The sequence below is a fragment of the Janthinobacterium lividum genome (assembly GCF_011601275.1).
GTDB classification, from domain to species: Bacteria; Pseudomonadota; Gammaproteobacteria; order Burkholderiales; family Burkholderiaceae_D; genus Janthinobacterium; species Janthinobacterium lividum_E.
Genome location: NZ_JAAOLY010000009.1, coordinates 188064 through 203588, shown reverse-complemented (window position 1 = coordinate 203588; position 15525 = coordinate 188064). Strand labels below are relative to the sequence as shown.

Here is a 15525-nt window from a genome sequence, read left to right as displayed (position 1 = left end):
ATGATTGAATTTCAGCACGTCTCCAAGCAATACTCCTCCGATGCCGTGGCGCTCAGCGACATTTCGCTCAGTATTGCCAAGGGCGAGCTGGTGTTCCTGGCCGGCCCATCCGGCGCCGGCAAATCCACCTTGCTGAAAATGATCGCCGCCATGGAACGCCCCACGTCGGGCAAGCTGATCGTCAATGGCCAGGACATGGCCAAGATCAAGCCGGCCGGCGTGCCGTTTTTGCGCCGTAACATGGGCCTGATCTTCCAGCAGCAAAAGTTACTCAACGACCGCTCCATCCTGGCCAACGTCATGCTGCCGCTGCTCGTCGTCGGCGCGCATAAAGTTGCCGCGGAACAGCGCGCGCGCGCCGCGCTCGACAAGGTGGGACTGCTGGACCGCGCCATGGCGCGTCCGCTGTCGCTGTCGGGCGGCGAGCAGCAGCGCGTGTCGATCGCGCGCGCCATCGTCAACCGGCCGCAGATCATCCTGGCCGACGAACCGACGGCCAACCTGGACCGCGCCAGCGCCAACAAGGTGCTCGACGCCCTGAAAGCATTCCACTCGGTGGGCGTGACCTGCCTCATTTCCAGCCATGACGAACAGATGCTCGACGCCGCCGCCCGCGTGATCCACCTGAAAAACGGCCAGCTGGTCGCCATCGACAAGGCCACGCAGGCGCCCGTCTTCGCGCCGCCCGATCCCGATTTTGCGCCCTCCCCCGACCAGGATGACGCGCAGGGAGAACAGGCATGAGAGGCTGGTTCCGTCAACACCGCTTCGCCCTCGGTTCGGCGCTGATTCATCTGCGCAAGTCGCCAGGCGGCTTTCTATTGAACGTCGTGGTGGTCGCCATCGCCCTGTCGCTGCCGTTCGCCGGCTTGACCATGCTCGACAATGTGCGCCCGATGTCGGAACAGATGTCGGTCGACCCGGAAATCAGCGTCTTCCTGAAGATCGACACGCCGCGCGAGCAAGCCGTGGCCCTGGCCAGCGCCATGCGCAAGATCGTCGGCGAGCAAAAGGCGAAAATCGTCTTCATCCCCCGCGAACAGGCGCTCGACACCCTGAAAGACAAGAACGGCCTGGCCGATGTACTGAGCACCCTGGGCGACAATCCCCTGCCCGACAGCTATGTGCTGAAACTCGACGCCTTCAGCAGCGCCAGCGAAGCGCAGGACGTCGATGCGGTGGCGGAACAGCTGCGCCACTTGCCCGGCGTGGAATCGGCGCAAGTCGATTCGGCCTGGGTCAAGCGCCTGGCTGCCCTGCTGGGCGTGCTGCGCCTGGTGCTGCTGCTGCTGGCCATCACCCTGGGCGTGGCCGTGATCGCCGTGGTCTTCAACACCATCCGCCTGCAAGTGATGCAGCAGCGCGATGAAATCAGCATCTCGAAACTGATCGGCGCGACGGACACTTTCATCCACCGCCCCTTCTATTACACGGGCGCCCTGCTGGGCCTGTGCGCCGGCGCGCTTGCCCTGGGCGCCGTGGCGCTGGCCTTGCAGCCGCTGAATACCGCGATTGCCGAGTTTGCCCGCCTGTATGCGTCGGAATTCCAGCTGGTGCCGCTGGCGCCGCTGCCGATGGCCGGCTTGCTGGCCGTCAGCGCCGGCCTGGGCCTGATCGGCGCCTTCCTCTGCGTGCAGCGCCACCTGGCGCGCCTGAACTGACCCTCTTTCCATGGCGGCGCTCCTGGCGCCGCCATGCGTCCCATATTGCTGTTATCTTGATAATAAGCAAGTATTCTTAAGGCTCGCTTCAGCCAGAGGCCGTAGACTAACTACGTTGTCGTGAAGCGTTATCTGGATATATATCAAGCGTTACATTGCCATAGCATTTAGGCTATCAGGACGATTAAATGTGCTGATTGGCACTCTCAAGCAGAGAGTGCTAATATAGGGACATACCAAGAGCAGAACCGCCACGGACGCCAGATGAAGATGGTGCCGCGCTCTGCAAAGTACAAGACCGAATACGCAAGACCGAACAGACAAACGGACCACGTCGCGTGACGTGGCCAACTGGAACAAAGCAAGACTACGAGGGAGAAAACATGACTATGATGTCCGCAACGTCCGCATTGGTTCCGACCAAAAGTAATGCGCTGGGCCTCGGGTTCACTGGCAATCTGGGTAATATTGACGCCTATATCTCGGCCGTGAACCGCCTGCCCATGTTGACCCATGACGAAGAAATTTCGCTGGCGACACGCCTGCGTGAAAAAAATGACCTGGCCGCCGCGCAAGAACTCGTGCTGTCGCACCTGCGCCTGGTGGTCTCGATTGCCCGTGGCTACCTGGGCTATGGCTTGCCGCATGCCGACCTGATTCAGGAAGGCAATATCGGCTTGATGAAAGCCGTGAAACGTTTCGATCCGGACCAGGGCGTGCGCCTGGTGTCGTACGCCATGCACTGGGTGAAAGCCGAGATGCACGAGTACATCCTGAAAAACTGGCGCCTGGTCAAGGTTGCGACGACGAAGGCGCAGCGCAAGCTGTTCTTCAACCTGCGCAGCCACAAGACGGGCCTGGACGCGATGACGCCGAAGCAGATCGATGCGCTGGCCAAGCTGCTCGACGTAAAGCGCGAAGAAGTGATCGAGATGGAAACGCGCTTGAGCGGCCGCGACATCGCACTGGAATCGCCGACCGACGATGAAGACGACAAGTTTTCGCCGATCGCCTACCTGTCGTCGGAGCAAAGCGAGCCGACCAAGGTGCTGGAAGCGGAGCAAGTGACGCGTCTGCAATCGGAAGGCCTGGAAACGGCCTTGAGCAAGCTCGACGCCCGTTCACGCCGCATCATCGAAGCGCGCTGGCTGGCCAACGACGACGGTTCCGGCGCCACCCTGCACGCGCTGGCGGAAGAGTTCGGCGTATCGGCCGAGCGCATCCGCCAGATCGAAGTGGCGGCGCTGAAAAAAATGAAGGGCGCCCTGGCCGCCTGGGTGTAATCACAAGCAATGCCGCAATGCAAAAGGCGCCGCAAGGCGCCTTTTAGTTTTATAACTGATATTTATCAACAGATAAACATTGTCAGCCCTTACGCTGCAGCCAGGCCCTTGACGAGGACTTCGGCAACCACTTCATTCAGATCCGCGCCGCGTTCCTTGGCCAGGGTCTGCAATTGCAAGACCAGATCGCTGTTCAGCTTGACGGCGAATGGCACCAGGCCCAAGGCCTGATCGCGCTTGCGCTGCTCGCGGCGGTCGACGACCACCGCTTCCTTACCGAATGCACCGGCGCCGGGAACACTCATCTTTCCCATCAGTTTCTTGGCATCGCTTTTGGCCAGGTCGGTTTTTTTCATGATTGTTTCCTGATTTTCAAAACAGCCATTTTACGCAGTAATCGGCGCGCCGCGTGGCCGGCGCGTCAATTCATCGGCAGCACGCCAATAGTGCGCCTGAAAAATATCATTTTGTTACTATCATTTTATCCCACGCGTGAACAAGCATGCCTGGGACGCTCTGCCTGAAAGGAAAAACATGCATTACCTGACCCGCTCTTACCGCACCATGCTGCTTCCCCTGTTCTTCACCTGCCTGGCCGTGCTGGCCGGCTGCGGCGCGGCCGGCAGCGCCGGCGACGCGGAAAACACGCCGCGCAGCGTCACCCACGTGCTGTCGCCGGGCGAACAGGTCGCCATCACGGCCACCGATACCCTGAAACTCGAGCGCGTCAACGACAGCCGCTGCCGCAAGGGCGCCGTGTGCGTGTGGAAAGGCTACGTCAGCTACAGTTTCAGTTTGCTCAACAGTGCTGGCGCCACCGACATCGTCCTGTCCGACTCCATGCCCGGCGCTTCCAGTTCCGTCACCGTCAACCACCTGACGTTTACCTTGCTCGACGTCGACCCGGCCACGCCGCCCGCCCTGAATGCGGCAGAGCCCACCTACCGCGTGAAAGTCAAGATCACGCAGGGCGCCCTGCCCCGCTAACATCGTGGCGCTGGCGGCTGTCGGTCGGCACCTGTTGCCGGTCCAGCATGCCGTAATCGCGCACGACGGCGGCGACGCGCAGCCGGTAATCGTCAAATACGCCCTGCCGGCCAGCCGATTGCGCCGCCCGGTGCGCTTCCAGCTGCCGCCACTGCGCCAGCGCCGCCTCGTCGCGAAAGAACGACAGCGACAGCAGTTTGCCTGGCTCGCTCAGGCTGCTGAAGCGCTCGATGGAAATGAAGCCGTCGACTTCGTCGAGCAGGGGCCGCAGCGCAGCGGCCAGGTCCAGATACTGCTGGCGACCTTCGGCCCTGGGCCAGACTTCAAAAATCACGGCAATCATGCATTTTCTCCTTGCGTAAACACGGGGATGCGGGCATTCAGCGACGGCAGGTAACGCCACGCCAGCGCCATGCCTTCCAGGCCGTCGGCCCACGCCTGCAAACAAGCCGCAGCGATGGCCTGCGCGATGGACTGGCCCGGACAGACATGGCGGCCATGGCCAAAGCCCAACTCCGCATGGCTGGCGCTGGCCAGCACGACGACGATCATCTGTCCGGCCGGCACGCGCACGTCATCGAACTCCACGTCTTGCGCCGTGTAGCGGCGCGTGTTGTGGATCGACGGATCAAAACGGCCGACTTCGCGCAGCATGGCCGGCCACCGCTGCGGCGACGCACGCAGTTGCGCCAACGAATCCGGCTGCGTGCGCAAGGCAACTACGGCATTGCCCAGCAAGCCGGCCGTCGCGTCGCAGGTCTGCGACAGCAAACCCACGAGGTTGGCCAGCAAGCCGCTCCCCATGGCATCGGTCTCTGTCACGATACTAGCCAGCAGGCTGCCGGGCCTCGCGTTGCCCTCGCGCAGCAAGTGACCAAAACCTTGCAGAAGGGCATCGGCCGCTTCCTGCGCGCCAGCCAGTTGTCCTCCATTGCTGAGCGGCGACAGGCAAGCAACAAAAGCGCGCGTCCAGGCGGCCAGCGCCGGCCATTGCGCTGGCGCAAAGCCCAGCAAGTCCGCCATGGCAGACAGCGGCAGTTGAAAAATCGCATCGTTCAGCTGGGCGGCGCTGCCGGGCACACGGTCGCTGGCCATGCGCAATGTCTGCGCCTGCAGGCGAACCACGTCCACCTGGCCCAGCGCGCGCGCCAGCACCTGTTTCGGCACGACATGCCGTTCGCCATCGTTCATGCGCACCAGTTCGGCAAAGATCGCGCCGCATGGGGTGCCTGCCAGATTCTGCGGCACGCCCAAGCCCGGCGGACGCACGCGGCAAGCGGGATGTTCGAGCACGGCCCGCACGCCGGCCGCGCCCGTCGCCAGCCAGCAATCGAGCCGCGCATCGAAACGCAGCGGCGGGCCATCGGCCAGGCGGCGATAGTAGTCATACGGCGCCACGTGGGTGACGGCGGAAAAAGGGTCGGCAGGGTCGATAACAAAGTCGGCGAGCGGCATGCGCATTCCATTGCAGTGAGGTAGGGACAAGAGTATGCTGGCCCTTCCACCACAACACTTCGCCCGCCAACGAACCATGGATACCACTCCCCTTCCCCGCACGGCCGATGTGCGCCTGGCGCAACTGGCCGGCGCCATCGCCGAACCGGCCCGCGCACGCATGCTGTGCAGCCTGCTCGACGGCCATGCCCGCACGGCCACGGAACTGGCGGCGCTGGCCGAGGTGGGCGCTTCGACGGCCAGCGCGCATTTGAGCCGCTTGCGCGAGGATGGCTTGCTATCGATGGTGGCGCAGGGCAAGCACCGCTATTACCGCCTGGCCGGCATGGAAGTGGGCCAGGCACTCGAAGCGCTGTTGGTGGTGGCAGGCGTGGCGGCAACGCCATTCACGCCCACCACGCCGGACCGCCTGCGCCATGCACGCACCTGCTATGACCACATGGCCGGCACGCTGGCCGTTGCCCTGCACGACCAGCTGCACACGCAAGGCTGGCTGCTCGACGATGGCGGCGAAGGCGAAGGCGAGTATCGCCTGTCGGAAGCGGGCACGGCCGGCATGGCGGCGCTGGGCATCGATGTGCCGCAACTGCAGCGCCAGCGCCGCCGCTTTGCCTGTGCCTGCCTGGACTGGAGCGAACGGCGCGCCCACTTGGGCGGCGCGCTGGGTGCTGCCATCCTGCAACTGGCCCTGCGCCAGCGCTGGGCCGAACGCGAACTTGACAGCCGCGCCCTGCGCCTCACGCCCGCTGGCGAACGGCGCCTGCTGTGCGCCTTCGGTGGCGCCTGAACGGCGCAGGCACTTTGTATCTCAGAAGCAACTATACAGAGAAAAATGCCCTTTTATTATTCTTTTCATTCATCATATGCTGCGCCCTTGAGCGCTTATTTTTACCTGCCGGCCATGGAAAGAGTCCATCTTGAAAACAGTGTCACCCAGCGCAAGTCCTGCCACTACCTGCCATAACTGCAATACCGATGCGCCAGGAAATTTCTGCAGTGCCTGCGGCCAGGCGACGACCCTGCACGTGCCCAGCGCGCGTGAATTCCTGCATGAATTTGTTGCGCATTATGTGGCGCTTGAAGGCAAGCTCTGGCGTACCCTGGCCCTGCTGCTGTTTCGTCCGGGTGCGCTGAGCAAGGAATACATCGCGGGACGCCGCGTGCGCTATGTCGAACCGCTGCGCGTGTACCTGACTTTCAGCATCCTGTTCTTTGCCATCCTCAAGTTCGGCAGCGGCGACTTGTTCCTCACCGTCCACAGCCCGCGAGCCGAGGTGGGCGCCCAGGTCCGCCATCACACTGAGGAAAACCAGACAGCGCGAACGCAGATCAGCATTCTGGGCCAGACACCCACGCTGCCGCACCAATGGCAGGACTTTGACCAACTTCCGACGGCCGAGAAACAAAAACTCGTGGTGGAAAGCTTTTTCCATTACGCGCCGTACGCCATGTTTTGCCTGATGCCGCTGTTCGCCCTGTTCCTGAAAATCCTCTACCTGGGCAGCGGACGCCGCTATGGCGAGCATTTCCTCTTCGCCCTGCATACGAACGCCTTTGCCTTCATTATGATGGCCCTGATGACCTTGATCCCCGTCGAGATTGTCCGCCTCGCGCTCGGCGCCTGGCTTCTGGCCTATCTGCCCTGGGCCATGTGGCGCGTGTATCCAAGCGGCAAACTTGCCACCATCTGCCGCTGGCTGTTATTGATGGCAACCTTCGCCCTGGCCATGAGCCTGGCGATAGTGGCCTGCATCGCCATGGGCGTGATGTTGCGCCACTAAGAAGCGCGCTGGCGGCGCCGTATCGGGCTATCATCCTGCACGCTATCTTTTTCGGGACGCATGATGATCGCCTTCGAAGGCTTGTCCAAACAGTACGGCACGTTCGAGGCCGTCAAGCCGCTGACCTTGCAGGTAGGCAAAGGAGAAGTGTTCGGCTTCCTGGGCCCGAACGGGGCCGGCAAGACCACCACCATCCGCATGCTGATGGGCATTCTCGTGCCCAGCGCCGGCAAGGTACTGATCGATGGTCTCGATTGCCACCGCGACGGCGCCGCCGTCAAGCGCAAGGTGGGCTACCTGCCCGACAATCCCATCTTTTACGATTATTTGCGGGGCCGCGAAATCCTGCAATTCGTGGCCGAAATGCATGGTTTTTCACGCACGGAAGCGGCCGCCCGCGCCGCGCGCCTGCTGACGCAATTCGGCCTCGATGAAGCGAGCGAGGATTTCGCCGTCAATTACTCGCTGGGCATGAAAAAGAAACTGGGCCTGGCCTGTGCGCTGATACACGATCCGGCCGTGCTGATCCTCGATGAACCGATCAACGGCCTCGACCCGCGTGCTTCGCGCGACGTGCAGGAACGCTTGCTGCGCATCGCCGCCGCCGGCACCACCATCTTCGTTTCCACGCATTTGCTCGATATGGCGCAAAAACTGTGCAGCCGCGTTGCCATCATCCACCGTGGCGCCCTGGTCGCCACGGGCAGCCTGGACGATATCCGCCAGCAGCTGTCCAGCGACGGCAGCCTGGAAGACCTCTTTTTGCAACTGACCGATGAAGCGGCCCCTGCGTGACGCCGCTGCCGCCCACCGCCTGGCGCGCCGTCTGGCTGCTGACCCGCTTGCGCCTGCAGCGCCTGCTCAACGTCAGCGGCCGGGGCTGGTCGTTCAATCGGGGCGGCAAGAGCCGGCCCGCCACGCCAGACAAGAAACGGGGACGCTGGCTGCTGGGTGCGCTGCTGCTCTTGCCCATGCTGTTTTCCTCCGGCAATATCGCCCGCCACAACCTGCTGAACATGCATTGCCTGCTCGACCAGGTGGCCGTTTGCCAGGCCAAGGGCAGCATGAACGCGGGCGAGCGCGTGCTGGCGCCCGTCATCGCCCACTTGATCGAGCAACCCTTCAGTACGGCGCTGGCGGGCGCCCTGACCCTGCAATTGGCCCTGCTGTGGCTGGTCAGTGTTCTGCTGCCGCTGGGCATGGGAGAACTGTCGAAGCCGGACTGGGACCTGGAATGGCTGGTCACCCTGCCCGTCGAAAAAAGCAATTTGCTGTGGGCGCGCGTGCTTGAACGCACGCTGGTCAACCCGCTCGGCCTGCTGGTGCTGTGGCCCTGCACCACCATGATCGCCTGGTATTCGGGCCAGGGCTGGTTTTCGCCGCTGCCGGGCCTCTTTGCCTGCCTGCTCCTGCTGGCCCTGGCGGCCATGCTGCGTACCCTGGTCGACACGGGCTTGCGCCTGTCGTTCAGTCCCGCGCAGCTGGGCAACCTGCAGGCGCTGTTATCGGTGGCCGGCCTGTTTCCCATGTATATGGGCATGTCGTTCGGCATGGGCGCGGGCGGCTTTGCCCACGCGTGGGCGGCGGCCATGCCCGCCTGGAGCGCCTGGACGCCGCCCGGCCTGCTGGTTACATTGCTCAATGCCAAGGGTGCGGCGGCAGCGCCGCCGGCCGCCCTGCTGCTGGCGCAATGCCTGTGCCTGATGCTGTTGGGCATGGCGCTGCTACGCCACCAGTTGCGCCATGGCGTGGTGGGCGCGGGCCAGCGCGAGGCCAGCCGCAAGCCGGCCCCGACGGCACCGCCCACAGGCAAGTGGCGCGCCAGCATCGGCACGGTGATCCAGCGCCGCGAACTGACCTTGCTGCTGCGCGACCGCAATTTTCTCGTGCAAACCCTGCTGCTGCCCTTGCTGATCCTCGGCGGCCAGGCCCTGTTCTCGGGTCAGGCGCGCGACCTGCACGAACTGCTGTCCAGCCCCGCCTTGCTGGCCTCCACCGGCTTTTTCCTCGGCACGTATGTGCTGATGATGTCGGCATTCCAGACCCTCAACAAGGAAGGCGGCGCGCTGTGGCTGCTGTACACGTTTCCCGTCTCCGTCGAACAGGCGCTGCGGCAAAAGGCCCAGCTGTGGGCCGCGCTGGCCCTGCTGTATCCATTGATCCTGTTCGGCGCGGCGCTGGCCTGGCAAGACGCCTGGCGCTGGGACATGGCGGGGTTGATGCTGCTGGCCCTGGCCGGCATCCCCCTGTACTCGCTGATCGCCGTGGCGCTGGGCGTGTTTGCCAGCGATCCGCTGGCAGCCGAGGCGACGTCAAAAATACGGCCTGCCTACACGTATCTGTACCTGCTGCTGACCGGCCTGTACATCGCCGCGCTAGCCGCCGGCAACCCCGTGCAGCAACTGGTGTTTGTCGTGCTCACGGGCGCGCTGGCCGCGGCCCTGTGGCAAAAGGCGCGCGACGCTTTGCCCTACCTGCTCGACCCGGTAGCCTCGCCGCCAGCCAGAATCACGACGGCCGACGGCTTGATCGCCGCCATGCTATTTTTTATTCTGCAAACCCTGCTGTTGATCCTGTTCAATGACCCGGTGGCTGCGCCGCTCACGTATGTGCTGCTGCGCCTCGTGTATTGGCGCGCGGGGACGGCCGGCGTGCCGCGCATAGCACAGGGCCGCCAGCCGTGGCGCTGGGGAGGCGCAGGCGCCTGTGCCGCGGTGCTGTTCGGCGTCGGCTATGCGGCCCTGTTGCCGCCTGGCACGCTTCCACCGGCCGGCGGGCACTGGCCGTGGCTGCTGGCCCTGGGCGTGCTGGCCGCGCCCCTGTGCGAGGAATTCATCTTCCGCGGCTTGCTGCAGGGCGGCTTGCGCCGTTCCCTGCCAGCCTGGCAGGCGATCACTGTCGCCGCCGCCCTGTTTGCCATCGTGCATCCACCGGCCGCCATGCTGCCCGCCTTCGCGCTGGGCCTGTGCACGGGCATCGCATACGAGCGCAGCGGCGCTCTGCTGGCACCCATGCTGGTGCATGCCGCCTACAACGCCGCCCTCCTCGCGTACCAGTTGCAAGGATAGATACAGGCACAGACAAGTTTGCTAGAATCGCACACGATTTCCGTCCGTATCCCAACCAATGACTACGCACAGATCACGCATGAATCCACGCTTGTTTGCACCATGTATCCTCGTTGCGCTGCTGAGCGGCTGCACGGTACTCGCCCTGCGCCCCAACAGCGGCGTCGAAAACCGCATGTTCACCGTGCAGGAAGCCCCGCGCCTGCGCATCGACGCGCCCAAGGCGCGCATCCAGAATCCCATGCCCAACGACCACTTCATCGGCATCGCCCTGTCCGGCGGGGGCAGCCGCGCGGCCAATTTCTCGGCCGCCTCGCTGGAGCAGCTGGAGCAGTTCGGCCTCGTCAGCGGCGCCTCGGCCATCTCCGGCGTGTCGGGCGGCGCCATCGCGGGCGGCTACTATGCGCTGCATGGCAAGCAGACGGATTGGCCTTTGCTGCGCAGCAAGCTGAAAACGGATTTCTTCGGTCAGACCATTCTAAAACCGGCCAACCTGACGACGATGTTGTTAACGAACAAGACACGCACCTCGTTCCTGTCCGACGTATTTGACGATGTGCTGTACGACAAGAAAACCTACGAGGACTTGCCGCACGACGGCCCCATCTTCCTGGCCAACGCAACAGACGCCACCGATGGCGGCAAGCGCGTGGTGTTTTCCTATGAGTATTTTTACGGCACCCTGCATTCGCCGATCCAGGATATTCGCCTGGCCACGGCCGTGGCCACCTCGGCCGCCTTTCCCGGCGTGTTCGATTCCGTCACCTTCGAGCGTTTCCGCCCGAAAAACACCTTCGTGCCGGAGCTTGGTTCCGAGTCGCGCGAATCGCCGTCGTACGTGCACCTGTTCGATGGCGGCGCAGCCGACAACCTGGGCGTGGAAACCCTGTGGGACGTGGCCTTGACGCAGCTGTACGGCAACGACATGGCCATCGTGCCGCCGCGCCTGAACAGCAAGCCCTTCATCCTCATTTCCATCGATGCCAACGCGCCCAATTCCAGCGCCGTATTCGAAAAGATGTCGGACGAGCGCCAGCCACTGGACCGCATCTTCAACAAGAATATCTACGACGCCGTCGACGCCCTGTTTTCGCGCCAGCGCAAGGAAAACCTCGTCAAGATGGGCTTTGGACAAGCCCGCTTCGATACCATCACGCATGAAAATTTTGGCGACCTGAGCCAGAAATTCGTCAAGGGCAAGCGTACCTCGGCTTTTGCCATCCCCGTGCTGTGCCGCCCCCACTTGGGCCAGTACCGCTGCGAAGTCGATGCGGCCGATCCCTTGCCGGGCCAGATCCGCACGCGGCTGGAAGGCTTTGCCTGGCATATTTCCATCGACCAGATCGCCTCGCTGGCGCTGCGCCTGTCCAGCGGCGATGCGCAAGTCGACGGTGCCCGCAAGGAAGAGCGCGCCGCCCTCGTCAAGCTGCAGCGCCTGGCCACGCAAACGAAGACCCATCTGAAGCTGACGGGCCCGGAAAATTGCAGCCCGGAAGTCTTGCAATCGGCCCTGTACAGCGCGGCGCGCGTGCTGATCCTCGACGACGAGGAATCGCGCTTCGCCCTGTGCGATTACATGCTGACGGGCAAGCTGATCAATGACGACACCGTCTGCAAGCAGCGCTATGTCCACGCCGTGCCCCGCTTCGCCATCGAGAGTGAAGATTTGCAGTACCGCAATCTGAGTTCGGACGGCAATTCCGTCAACGTGCCGATACGCTGCAAGAAGTAAGCGCGCACAAAAAAACCCGCACGATCACTCGTGCGGGTTTTAGCGCAAGGATTCCAAGCGCCCGGCTGATCTAGATCAGCCGACTACGCCTGCGCATGTAGCTGCGGCTTAACGCACCTTCCAGTTCCAGCTCCGTTTTATGCTGGTTCACCGTGTACAGGGCCCACAGGGCCGCCGGCGCCCAGCCGATCACAGTGCACTGCAAGATCAAGGCGGCGGCACCGGCCAGCGGGCGCCCCAGCATGAAAAACGTGAGACACGGAAGTAGCAAGGCTATCAGCAATCGCATCACGACATACTCTCCTTCAAAATAGAGCAGCGGACAAGGGCCGGTATCCGGTCCGTCCCCCGCCCGCTGCGTACTGCTCCTTATAGATGCACGGCAATCTGCGGCATCAAGTCGTCAAAGGTGCGACCGTTGCCGTTTTCTCCGATGGCGTGCATCTTCCATTCGCCGTTATGGCGGTATAGCTTGGCCATGATCTGTGCCGTGTGGGTACCTTGCACAGACAGGTTGAAACGCGCGACTTCCTGGTTATTGCTGGCATTCAAGATGCGGCAATAGGCGTTTTCCACCTGCGAGAAGTTCTGGCCAGTAAAGCTGTTGACAGTGAAGACGAGGCTTTTCACGTGTGCCGGCACTTTCGACAGATCGACATTGATCTGTTCGTCGTCGCCATCGCCCGCGCCCGTGCGGTTGTCGCCCGTGTGGACAATGCTGCCGTCACGGCTTTTCAGCTGGCGGAACCAGACGATATCGGACGTGCTCTTGTTTTCATCGAACATGACGCACGATGCGTCCAGGTCGACGGCTTCCGTCTTCGAACCGAAACCGAGGAAACCCTTGGTCTTGGCCGCATCCCAGCCCAGGCCCATGGTGATACGGGTCAGGGTGGTACCAGCTTCTTTGTCCAGAGAAATCTTCTGGCCCTTGCTCAAATTGACAGACATACGCATAGCTCCTGTTAGGTTGGTTACTGCTTGATTACGCCGGCTTGCTTTGGGTCCAGGCGAGGAAGGCCGCGCGGTTGCGCGAGCACACGAGGATTTTTCCCGTGCCTGAAAACTTCAGCACTACGCCCTCGCCGCTGGTCTGGCTATTGATCAGGTTACCCAGAAAGCCGCCGCTGCTGCCGGTCGTCATGGAAATTTCGTATTGCAGGCGGTTGTCCCAGCACACGACGTGCGAGTTATCGATCACCACGTCCTTGCCCGGCGTCACTTCCAGTATCGACATCGCGCCAAAACCGGACACCGCCAACTGGCCGCTGCCTGCCGTCTCGGTAATGAAAAAGCCACCGCTCTGGGCAAACAGCGCATTGCCAAGGCTTTGCGTGCGCACCTTCAATTCCACGCCAGCACTGGCCGCCACGAAGGCGCCGTCGCTGATCATGTATTGCTGGGCGCCCACCTCGAGCACCCGCATCGCGCCAGGCAAGGTGGGCGACAGCAGACAGTCGCCGTCGCCCCGCATGGCTTCGATATGCTGCTGAAAGAACGATTCCCCGTTGGCAAAGGTGCGCATCAGCGCGGCGCCTATGCCGCCAGTCATCTTGCCTTTCAGCTCAAGATTGGTTTCCATCATCACCATCGCATTGGATTCGCAATAAATCTTCTCGCCCTTGGCAAGCGACACATGCAGGAACGGGTCGACGTCCCCGGTAATATTGAAAACTGGCATACCTGTTCCTTCCTCAACTCAGTAATGATGGGGGAGGTCCACACTGCGGACCGCCTTGATTATTTACAACTTACACGCCGACGCCGAACGACGCGGCGAGTGGGCCCAGGCCGCCTTTATAACCCTGGCCGATGGCCTTGAATTTCCAATCGGCGCCATTGCGGTAGATTTCACCAAAGACCATCGCCGTTTCGGCCGAACCGTCTTCCGACAGGTCGAAGCGGGCGATTTCCGTGTTGCCGTTGGCATTCACGCAGCGTACGTACGCCTTCGATACCATACCAAAGTTTTGCTTGCGCGCTTCGGCATCGTGAATCGTCACGCAGACGGCGATCTTGTCGATCTCGGCTGGCACCGTGGCCAGGTCGACGATGACGGTTTCATCATCGCCATCGCCAGCGCCGGTGGTGTTGTCGCCCGAGTGGGTGACGGAACCGTCGCTCGATTTCAGGTTGTTGTAGAAAATCATGTCGACGTCGGCGCGAACCTTGCCGTCGGCCTTCAACAGGAACACGGAGCCGTCGATGTCGAACGCGGCGCCATCGGTGGCGCGGGCATCCCAGCCCAGGCCGATGATCATCTTCGAGATGCCAGGAGCTTCTTTGCTCAGGTTGACGTTGCCGCCTTTTTGCAGACTGATTGCCATGATGTGTTTCTCCTATGTGGGTTGTGTATCACCAAACACCTGGCGTCCTCCACCGGCCTGACTCCCCAGGCCGGCGGCGACGCTTGCTACAACTTGCCGACAAACGGGTGTAGTCGTTTGCCGCGCATTCTTTACACTGCTGTTGCCTTGACCGCTTCCAGCGCTTCCGTCGGGCCTTCTTCAAGCGCCATCCTGCGCTTGTAGCGGATCGACGACCACAGCGAGGCGAGAATGAAGGCCACGCCGATCAGACCCGTGAAGATCTCGGGAATGTGGAACTTCATGCTGACCAACATGATCACGGCCAGGATACCGATCGCATAGTGCGCGCCGTGCTCCAGATAAACGAACTCGTCGAGGGTACCCTTGCGCACCAGGAACACCGTCATCGACCGCACGAACATAGCGCCGATAGCCAGGCCCAGCATGATGATCACGACATCCTTGGTGATGGCAAACGCGCCGATCACGCCGTCAAAGCTGAACGAAGCGTCGAGCACTTCCAGGTACAGGAAGCCGCCGATACCGCCGCGCTTGACGATGTCGCCCACGTTGCCGTCGCCGTTATCGCCTTCCAGCAAGCCGCTGACCACATCGACGCCCACGTAGGTCAAGATGCCCCACAGGCCGGCCGTCAGGACCACCAGTTTCTGGCCTTCTTCGATCATCGACAGGCTGGCCATCAGGGTGCCCAGCGCGATCATCACGGAAATCGACGAGATCTTGCCCAGCGCGCCCAGTTTTTCTTCAATACGGCCCAGCCAGTGCGTTTCTTTTTCGTCGTCCAGCAGGAAGTTCAGGAACACCAGCAGCAGGAAGATGCCGCCGAAGGCCGCCACTTCCGCATGGTGGTTCGTCAGGTGCATCGAGTACTGTTCAGGATTGCTCAGTGCCAGATTCCATACTTCCATCAAGCCCAGGTCAGCCGCTTGCGCCACGATAACCAGCGGGAACACCAGACGCATACCGAACACGGCGATGATGATGCCGACGCCCAGGAACAGGCCCTGCCAGAACTTGTCCCAATTCTTCAGCACCGAGGCATTGACCACCGCGTTGTCAAACGACAGCGAGACTTCCATCACGCCCAGGATCACCGCGATACCGAGCGCCGCCAGCATCGTCTGCACGCCACCGTGCGTGTAACCCCACCAGGCGGAAATGCCCAGGCAGATAAATGTCACTAGAAATGACACTCTGAAATGTTTCATCGATAGTTCCCCGTTATCCA

General features: G+C 62.3%; 17 protein-coding genes. 9 read left to right on the top strand and 8 right to left on the bottom strand.

Annotation, left to right across the window (positions count from 1 at the left end; genetic code table 11):
* The 3 genes from GYK42_RS15805 (at position 1) to rpoH (ending at position 2944) form a co-directional block, all read left to right on the top strand.
* Positions 1–744, top strand: a complete 744-nt coding sequence (locus GYK42_RS15805; protein WP_058050730.1) for a cell division ATP-binding protein FtsE — start codon at positions 1–3, stop codon at positions 742–744.
* Positions 741–1661: a permease-like cell division protein FtsX gene (gene ftsX / locus GYK42_RS15800; protein WP_166448248.1), complete on the top strand. Its 921-nt coding sequence runs from the start codon at positions 741–743 to the stop codon at positions 1659–1661. The genes GYK42_RS15805 and ftsX overlap by 4 nt, the downstream gene beginning before the upstream one ends.
* Positions 1662–2050: 389 nt before the next feature.
* Entirely contained in the window at positions 2051–2944 is an 894-nt protein-coding gene (gene rpoH, locus GYK42_RS15795) for an RNA polymerase sigma factor RpoH (protein ID WP_035824784.1), read from the top strand.
* A gap of 89 nt (positions 2945–3033) precedes the next feature.
* Here rpoH and GYK42_RS15790 read toward each other — a convergent pair whose 3' ends face one another.
* Positions 3034–3300, bottom strand: a complete 267-nt coding sequence (locus tag GYK42_RS15790) for a hypothetical protein (protein WP_166448247.1) — start codon at positions 3298–3300, stop codon at positions 3034–3036.
* Positions 3301–3478: 178 nt separating this feature from the next.
* On the opposite strand from GYK42_RS15790, the gene GYK42_RS15785 reads away from it, so the two are divergent.
* Complete coding sequence (locus tag GYK42_RS15785; RefSeq protein WP_166448246.1) at positions 3479–3931, top strand: hypothetical protein; 453 nt, start codon at positions 3479–3481, stop codon at positions 3929–3931.
* Here the strand turns inward: GYK42_RS15785 and GYK42_RS15780 are convergent.
* Both GYK42_RS15780 and GYK42_RS15775 read right to left on the bottom strand, forming a co-directional pair.
* A complete protein-coding gene (locus GYK42_RS15780; RefSeq protein ID WP_166448245.1) occupies positions 3906–4274 on the bottom strand; it encodes an antibiotic biosynthesis monooxygenase family protein in 369 nt (122 codons plus the stop codon). The genes GYK42_RS15785 and GYK42_RS15780 overlap by 26 nt on opposite strands.
* The gene (locus GYK42_RS15775) at positions 4271–5386 is read right to left on the bottom strand and encodes a cytochrome P450 (protein ID WP_205711415.1); all 1116 of its coding nucleotides are present in this window, start codon (positions 5384–5386) and stop codon (positions 4271–4273) included. The genes GYK42_RS15780 and GYK42_RS15775 overlap by 4 nt, the downstream gene beginning before the upstream one ends.
* A gap of 76 nt (positions 5387–5462) precedes the next feature.
* Here GYK42_RS15775 and GYK42_RS15770 point away from each other — a divergent pair, with 76 nt between their 5' ends.
* The 5 genes from GYK42_RS15770 to GYK42_RS15750 all read left to right on the top strand — a co-directional run bounded on the left by GYK42_RS15770 (position 5463) and on the right by GYK42_RS15750 (position 11967).
* A complete protein-coding gene (locus tag GYK42_RS15770; RefSeq protein WP_166448244.1) occupies positions 5463–6173 on the top strand; it encodes an ArsR/SmtB family transcription factor in 711 nt (236 codons plus the stop codon).
* A 139-nt stretch (positions 6174–6312) separates the two neighbouring features.
* Positions 6313–7167, top strand: a complete 855-nt coding sequence (locus tag GYK42_RS15765; RefSeq protein WP_346768097.1) for a DUF3667 domain-containing protein — start codon at positions 6313–6315, stop codon at positions 7165–7167.
* 60 nt (positions 7168–7227) lie between these two features.
* Positions 7228–7962 (top strand): ABC transporter ATP-binding protein, encoded by a 735-nt coding sequence (locus GYK42_RS15760; RefSeq protein ID WP_240943611.1) that lies wholly within the window; start codon positions 7228–7230, stop codon positions 7960–7962.
* Positions 7959–10235, top strand: a complete 2277-nt coding sequence (locus GYK42_RS15755; RefSeq protein WP_166448242.1) for a CPBP family glutamic-type intramembrane protease — start codon at positions 7959–7961, stop codon at positions 10233–10235. The genes GYK42_RS15760 and GYK42_RS15755 overlap by 4 nt, the downstream gene beginning before the upstream one ends.
* Positions 10236–10314: 79 nt before the next feature.
* A complete protein-coding gene (locus GYK42_RS15750; protein WP_166448241.1) occupies positions 10315–11967 on the top strand; it encodes a patatin-like phospholipase family protein in 1653 nt (550 codons plus the stop codon).
* Between the two features lie 70 nt (positions 11968–12037).
* Here GYK42_RS15750 and GYK42_RS15745 read toward each other — a convergent pair whose 3' ends face one another.
* The 5 genes from GYK42_RS15745 to GYK42_RS15725 form a co-directional block, all read right to left on the bottom strand.
* Positions 12038–12256 carry a YqaE/Pmp3 family membrane protein gene (locus GYK42_RS15745; RefSeq protein WP_166448303.1) on the bottom strand — a complete coding sequence of 73 codons (219 nt, stop codon included), beginning with the start codon at positions 12254–12256 and terminating at the stop codon, positions 12038–12040.
* Between the two features lie 80 nt (positions 12257–12336).
* Positions 12337–12918 (bottom strand): TerD family protein, encoded by a 582-nt coding sequence (locus GYK42_RS15740; protein WP_166448240.1) that lies wholly within the window; start codon positions 12916–12918, stop codon positions 12337–12339.
* A gap of 34 nt (positions 12919–12952) precedes the next feature.
* A complete protein-coding gene (locus GYK42_RS15735; protein WP_058050737.1) occupies positions 12953–13648 on the bottom strand; it encodes a TIGR00266 family protein in 696 nt (231 codons plus the stop codon).
* A gap of 70 nt (positions 13649–13718) precedes the next feature.
* Entirely contained in the window at positions 13719–14294 is a 576-nt protein-coding gene (locus GYK42_RS15730) for a TerD family protein (RefSeq protein WP_034784897.1), read from the bottom strand.
* A gap of 131 nt (positions 14295–14425) precedes the next feature.
* Positions 14426–15505: a DUF475 domain-containing protein gene (locus GYK42_RS15725; protein ID WP_046683380.1), complete on the bottom strand. Its 1080-nt coding sequence runs from the start codon at positions 15503–15505 to the stop codon at positions 14426–14428.
* Positions 15506–15525 lie beyond the last annotated feature (20 nt).

Excerpts from the sequence above, each read along its gene's own strand:
- GYK42_RS15805 (WP_058050730.1), top strand. The coding sequence starts at position 1 with ATGATTGAATTTCAGCACGTCTCCAAGCAATACTCCTCCGATGCCGTG.
- ftsX (WP_166448248.1), top strand. The coding sequence starts at position 741 with ATGAGAGGCTGGTTCCGTCAACACCGCTTCGCCCTCGGTTCGGCGCTG.
- rpoH (WP_035824784.1), top strand. The coding sequence starts at position 2,051 with ATGATGTCCGCAACGTCCGCATTGGTTCCGACCAAAAGTAATGCGCTG.
- GYK42_RS15790 (WP_166448247.1), bottom strand. The coding sequence starts at position 3,300 with ATGAAAAAAACCGACCTGGCCAAAAGCGATGCCAAGAAACTGATGGGA.
- GYK42_RS15785 (WP_166448246.1), top strand. The coding sequence starts at position 3,479 with ATGCATTACCTGACCCGCTCTTACCGCACCATGCTGCTTCCCCTGTTC.
- GYK42_RS15780 (WP_166448245.1), bottom strand. The coding sequence starts at position 4,274 with ATGATTGCCGTGATTTTTGAAGTCTGGCCCAGGGCCGAAGGTCGCCAG.
- GYK42_RS15775 (WP_205711415.1), bottom strand. The coding sequence starts at position 5,386 with ATGCCGCTCGCCGACTTTGTTATCGACCCTGCCGACCCTTTTTCCGCC.
- GYK42_RS15770 (WP_166448244.1), top strand. The coding sequence starts at position 5,463 with ATGGATACCACTCCCCTTCCCCGCACGGCCGATGTGCGCCTGGCGCAA.
- GYK42_RS15760 (WP_240943611.1), top strand. The coding sequence starts at position 7,228 with ATGATGATCGCCTTCGAAGGCTTGTCCAAACAGTACGGCACGTTCGAG.
- GYK42_RS15750 (WP_166448241.1), top strand. The coding sequence starts at position 10,315 with ATGAATCCACGCTTGTTTGCACCATGTATCCTCGTTGCGCTGCTGAGC.
- GYK42_RS15745 (WP_166448303.1), bottom strand. The coding sequence starts at position 12,256 with ATGCGATTGCTGATAGCCTTGCTACTTCCGTGTCTCACGTTTTTCATG.
- GYK42_RS15740 (WP_166448240.1), bottom strand. The coding sequence starts at position 12,918 with ATGTCTGTCAATTTGAGCAAGGGCCAGAAGATTTCTCTGGACAAAGAA.
- GYK42_RS15735 (WP_058050737.1), bottom strand. The coding sequence starts at position 13,648 with ATGCCAGTTTTCAATATTACCGGGGACGTCGACCCGTTCCTGCATGTG.
- GYK42_RS15730 (WP_034784897.1), bottom strand. The coding sequence starts at position 14,294 with ATGGCAATCAGTCTGCAAAAAGGCGGCAACGTCAACCTGAGCAAAGAA.
- GYK42_RS15725 (WP_046683380.1), bottom strand. The coding sequence starts at position 15,505 with ATGAAACATTTCAGAGTGTCATTTCTAGTGACATTTATCTGCCTGGGC.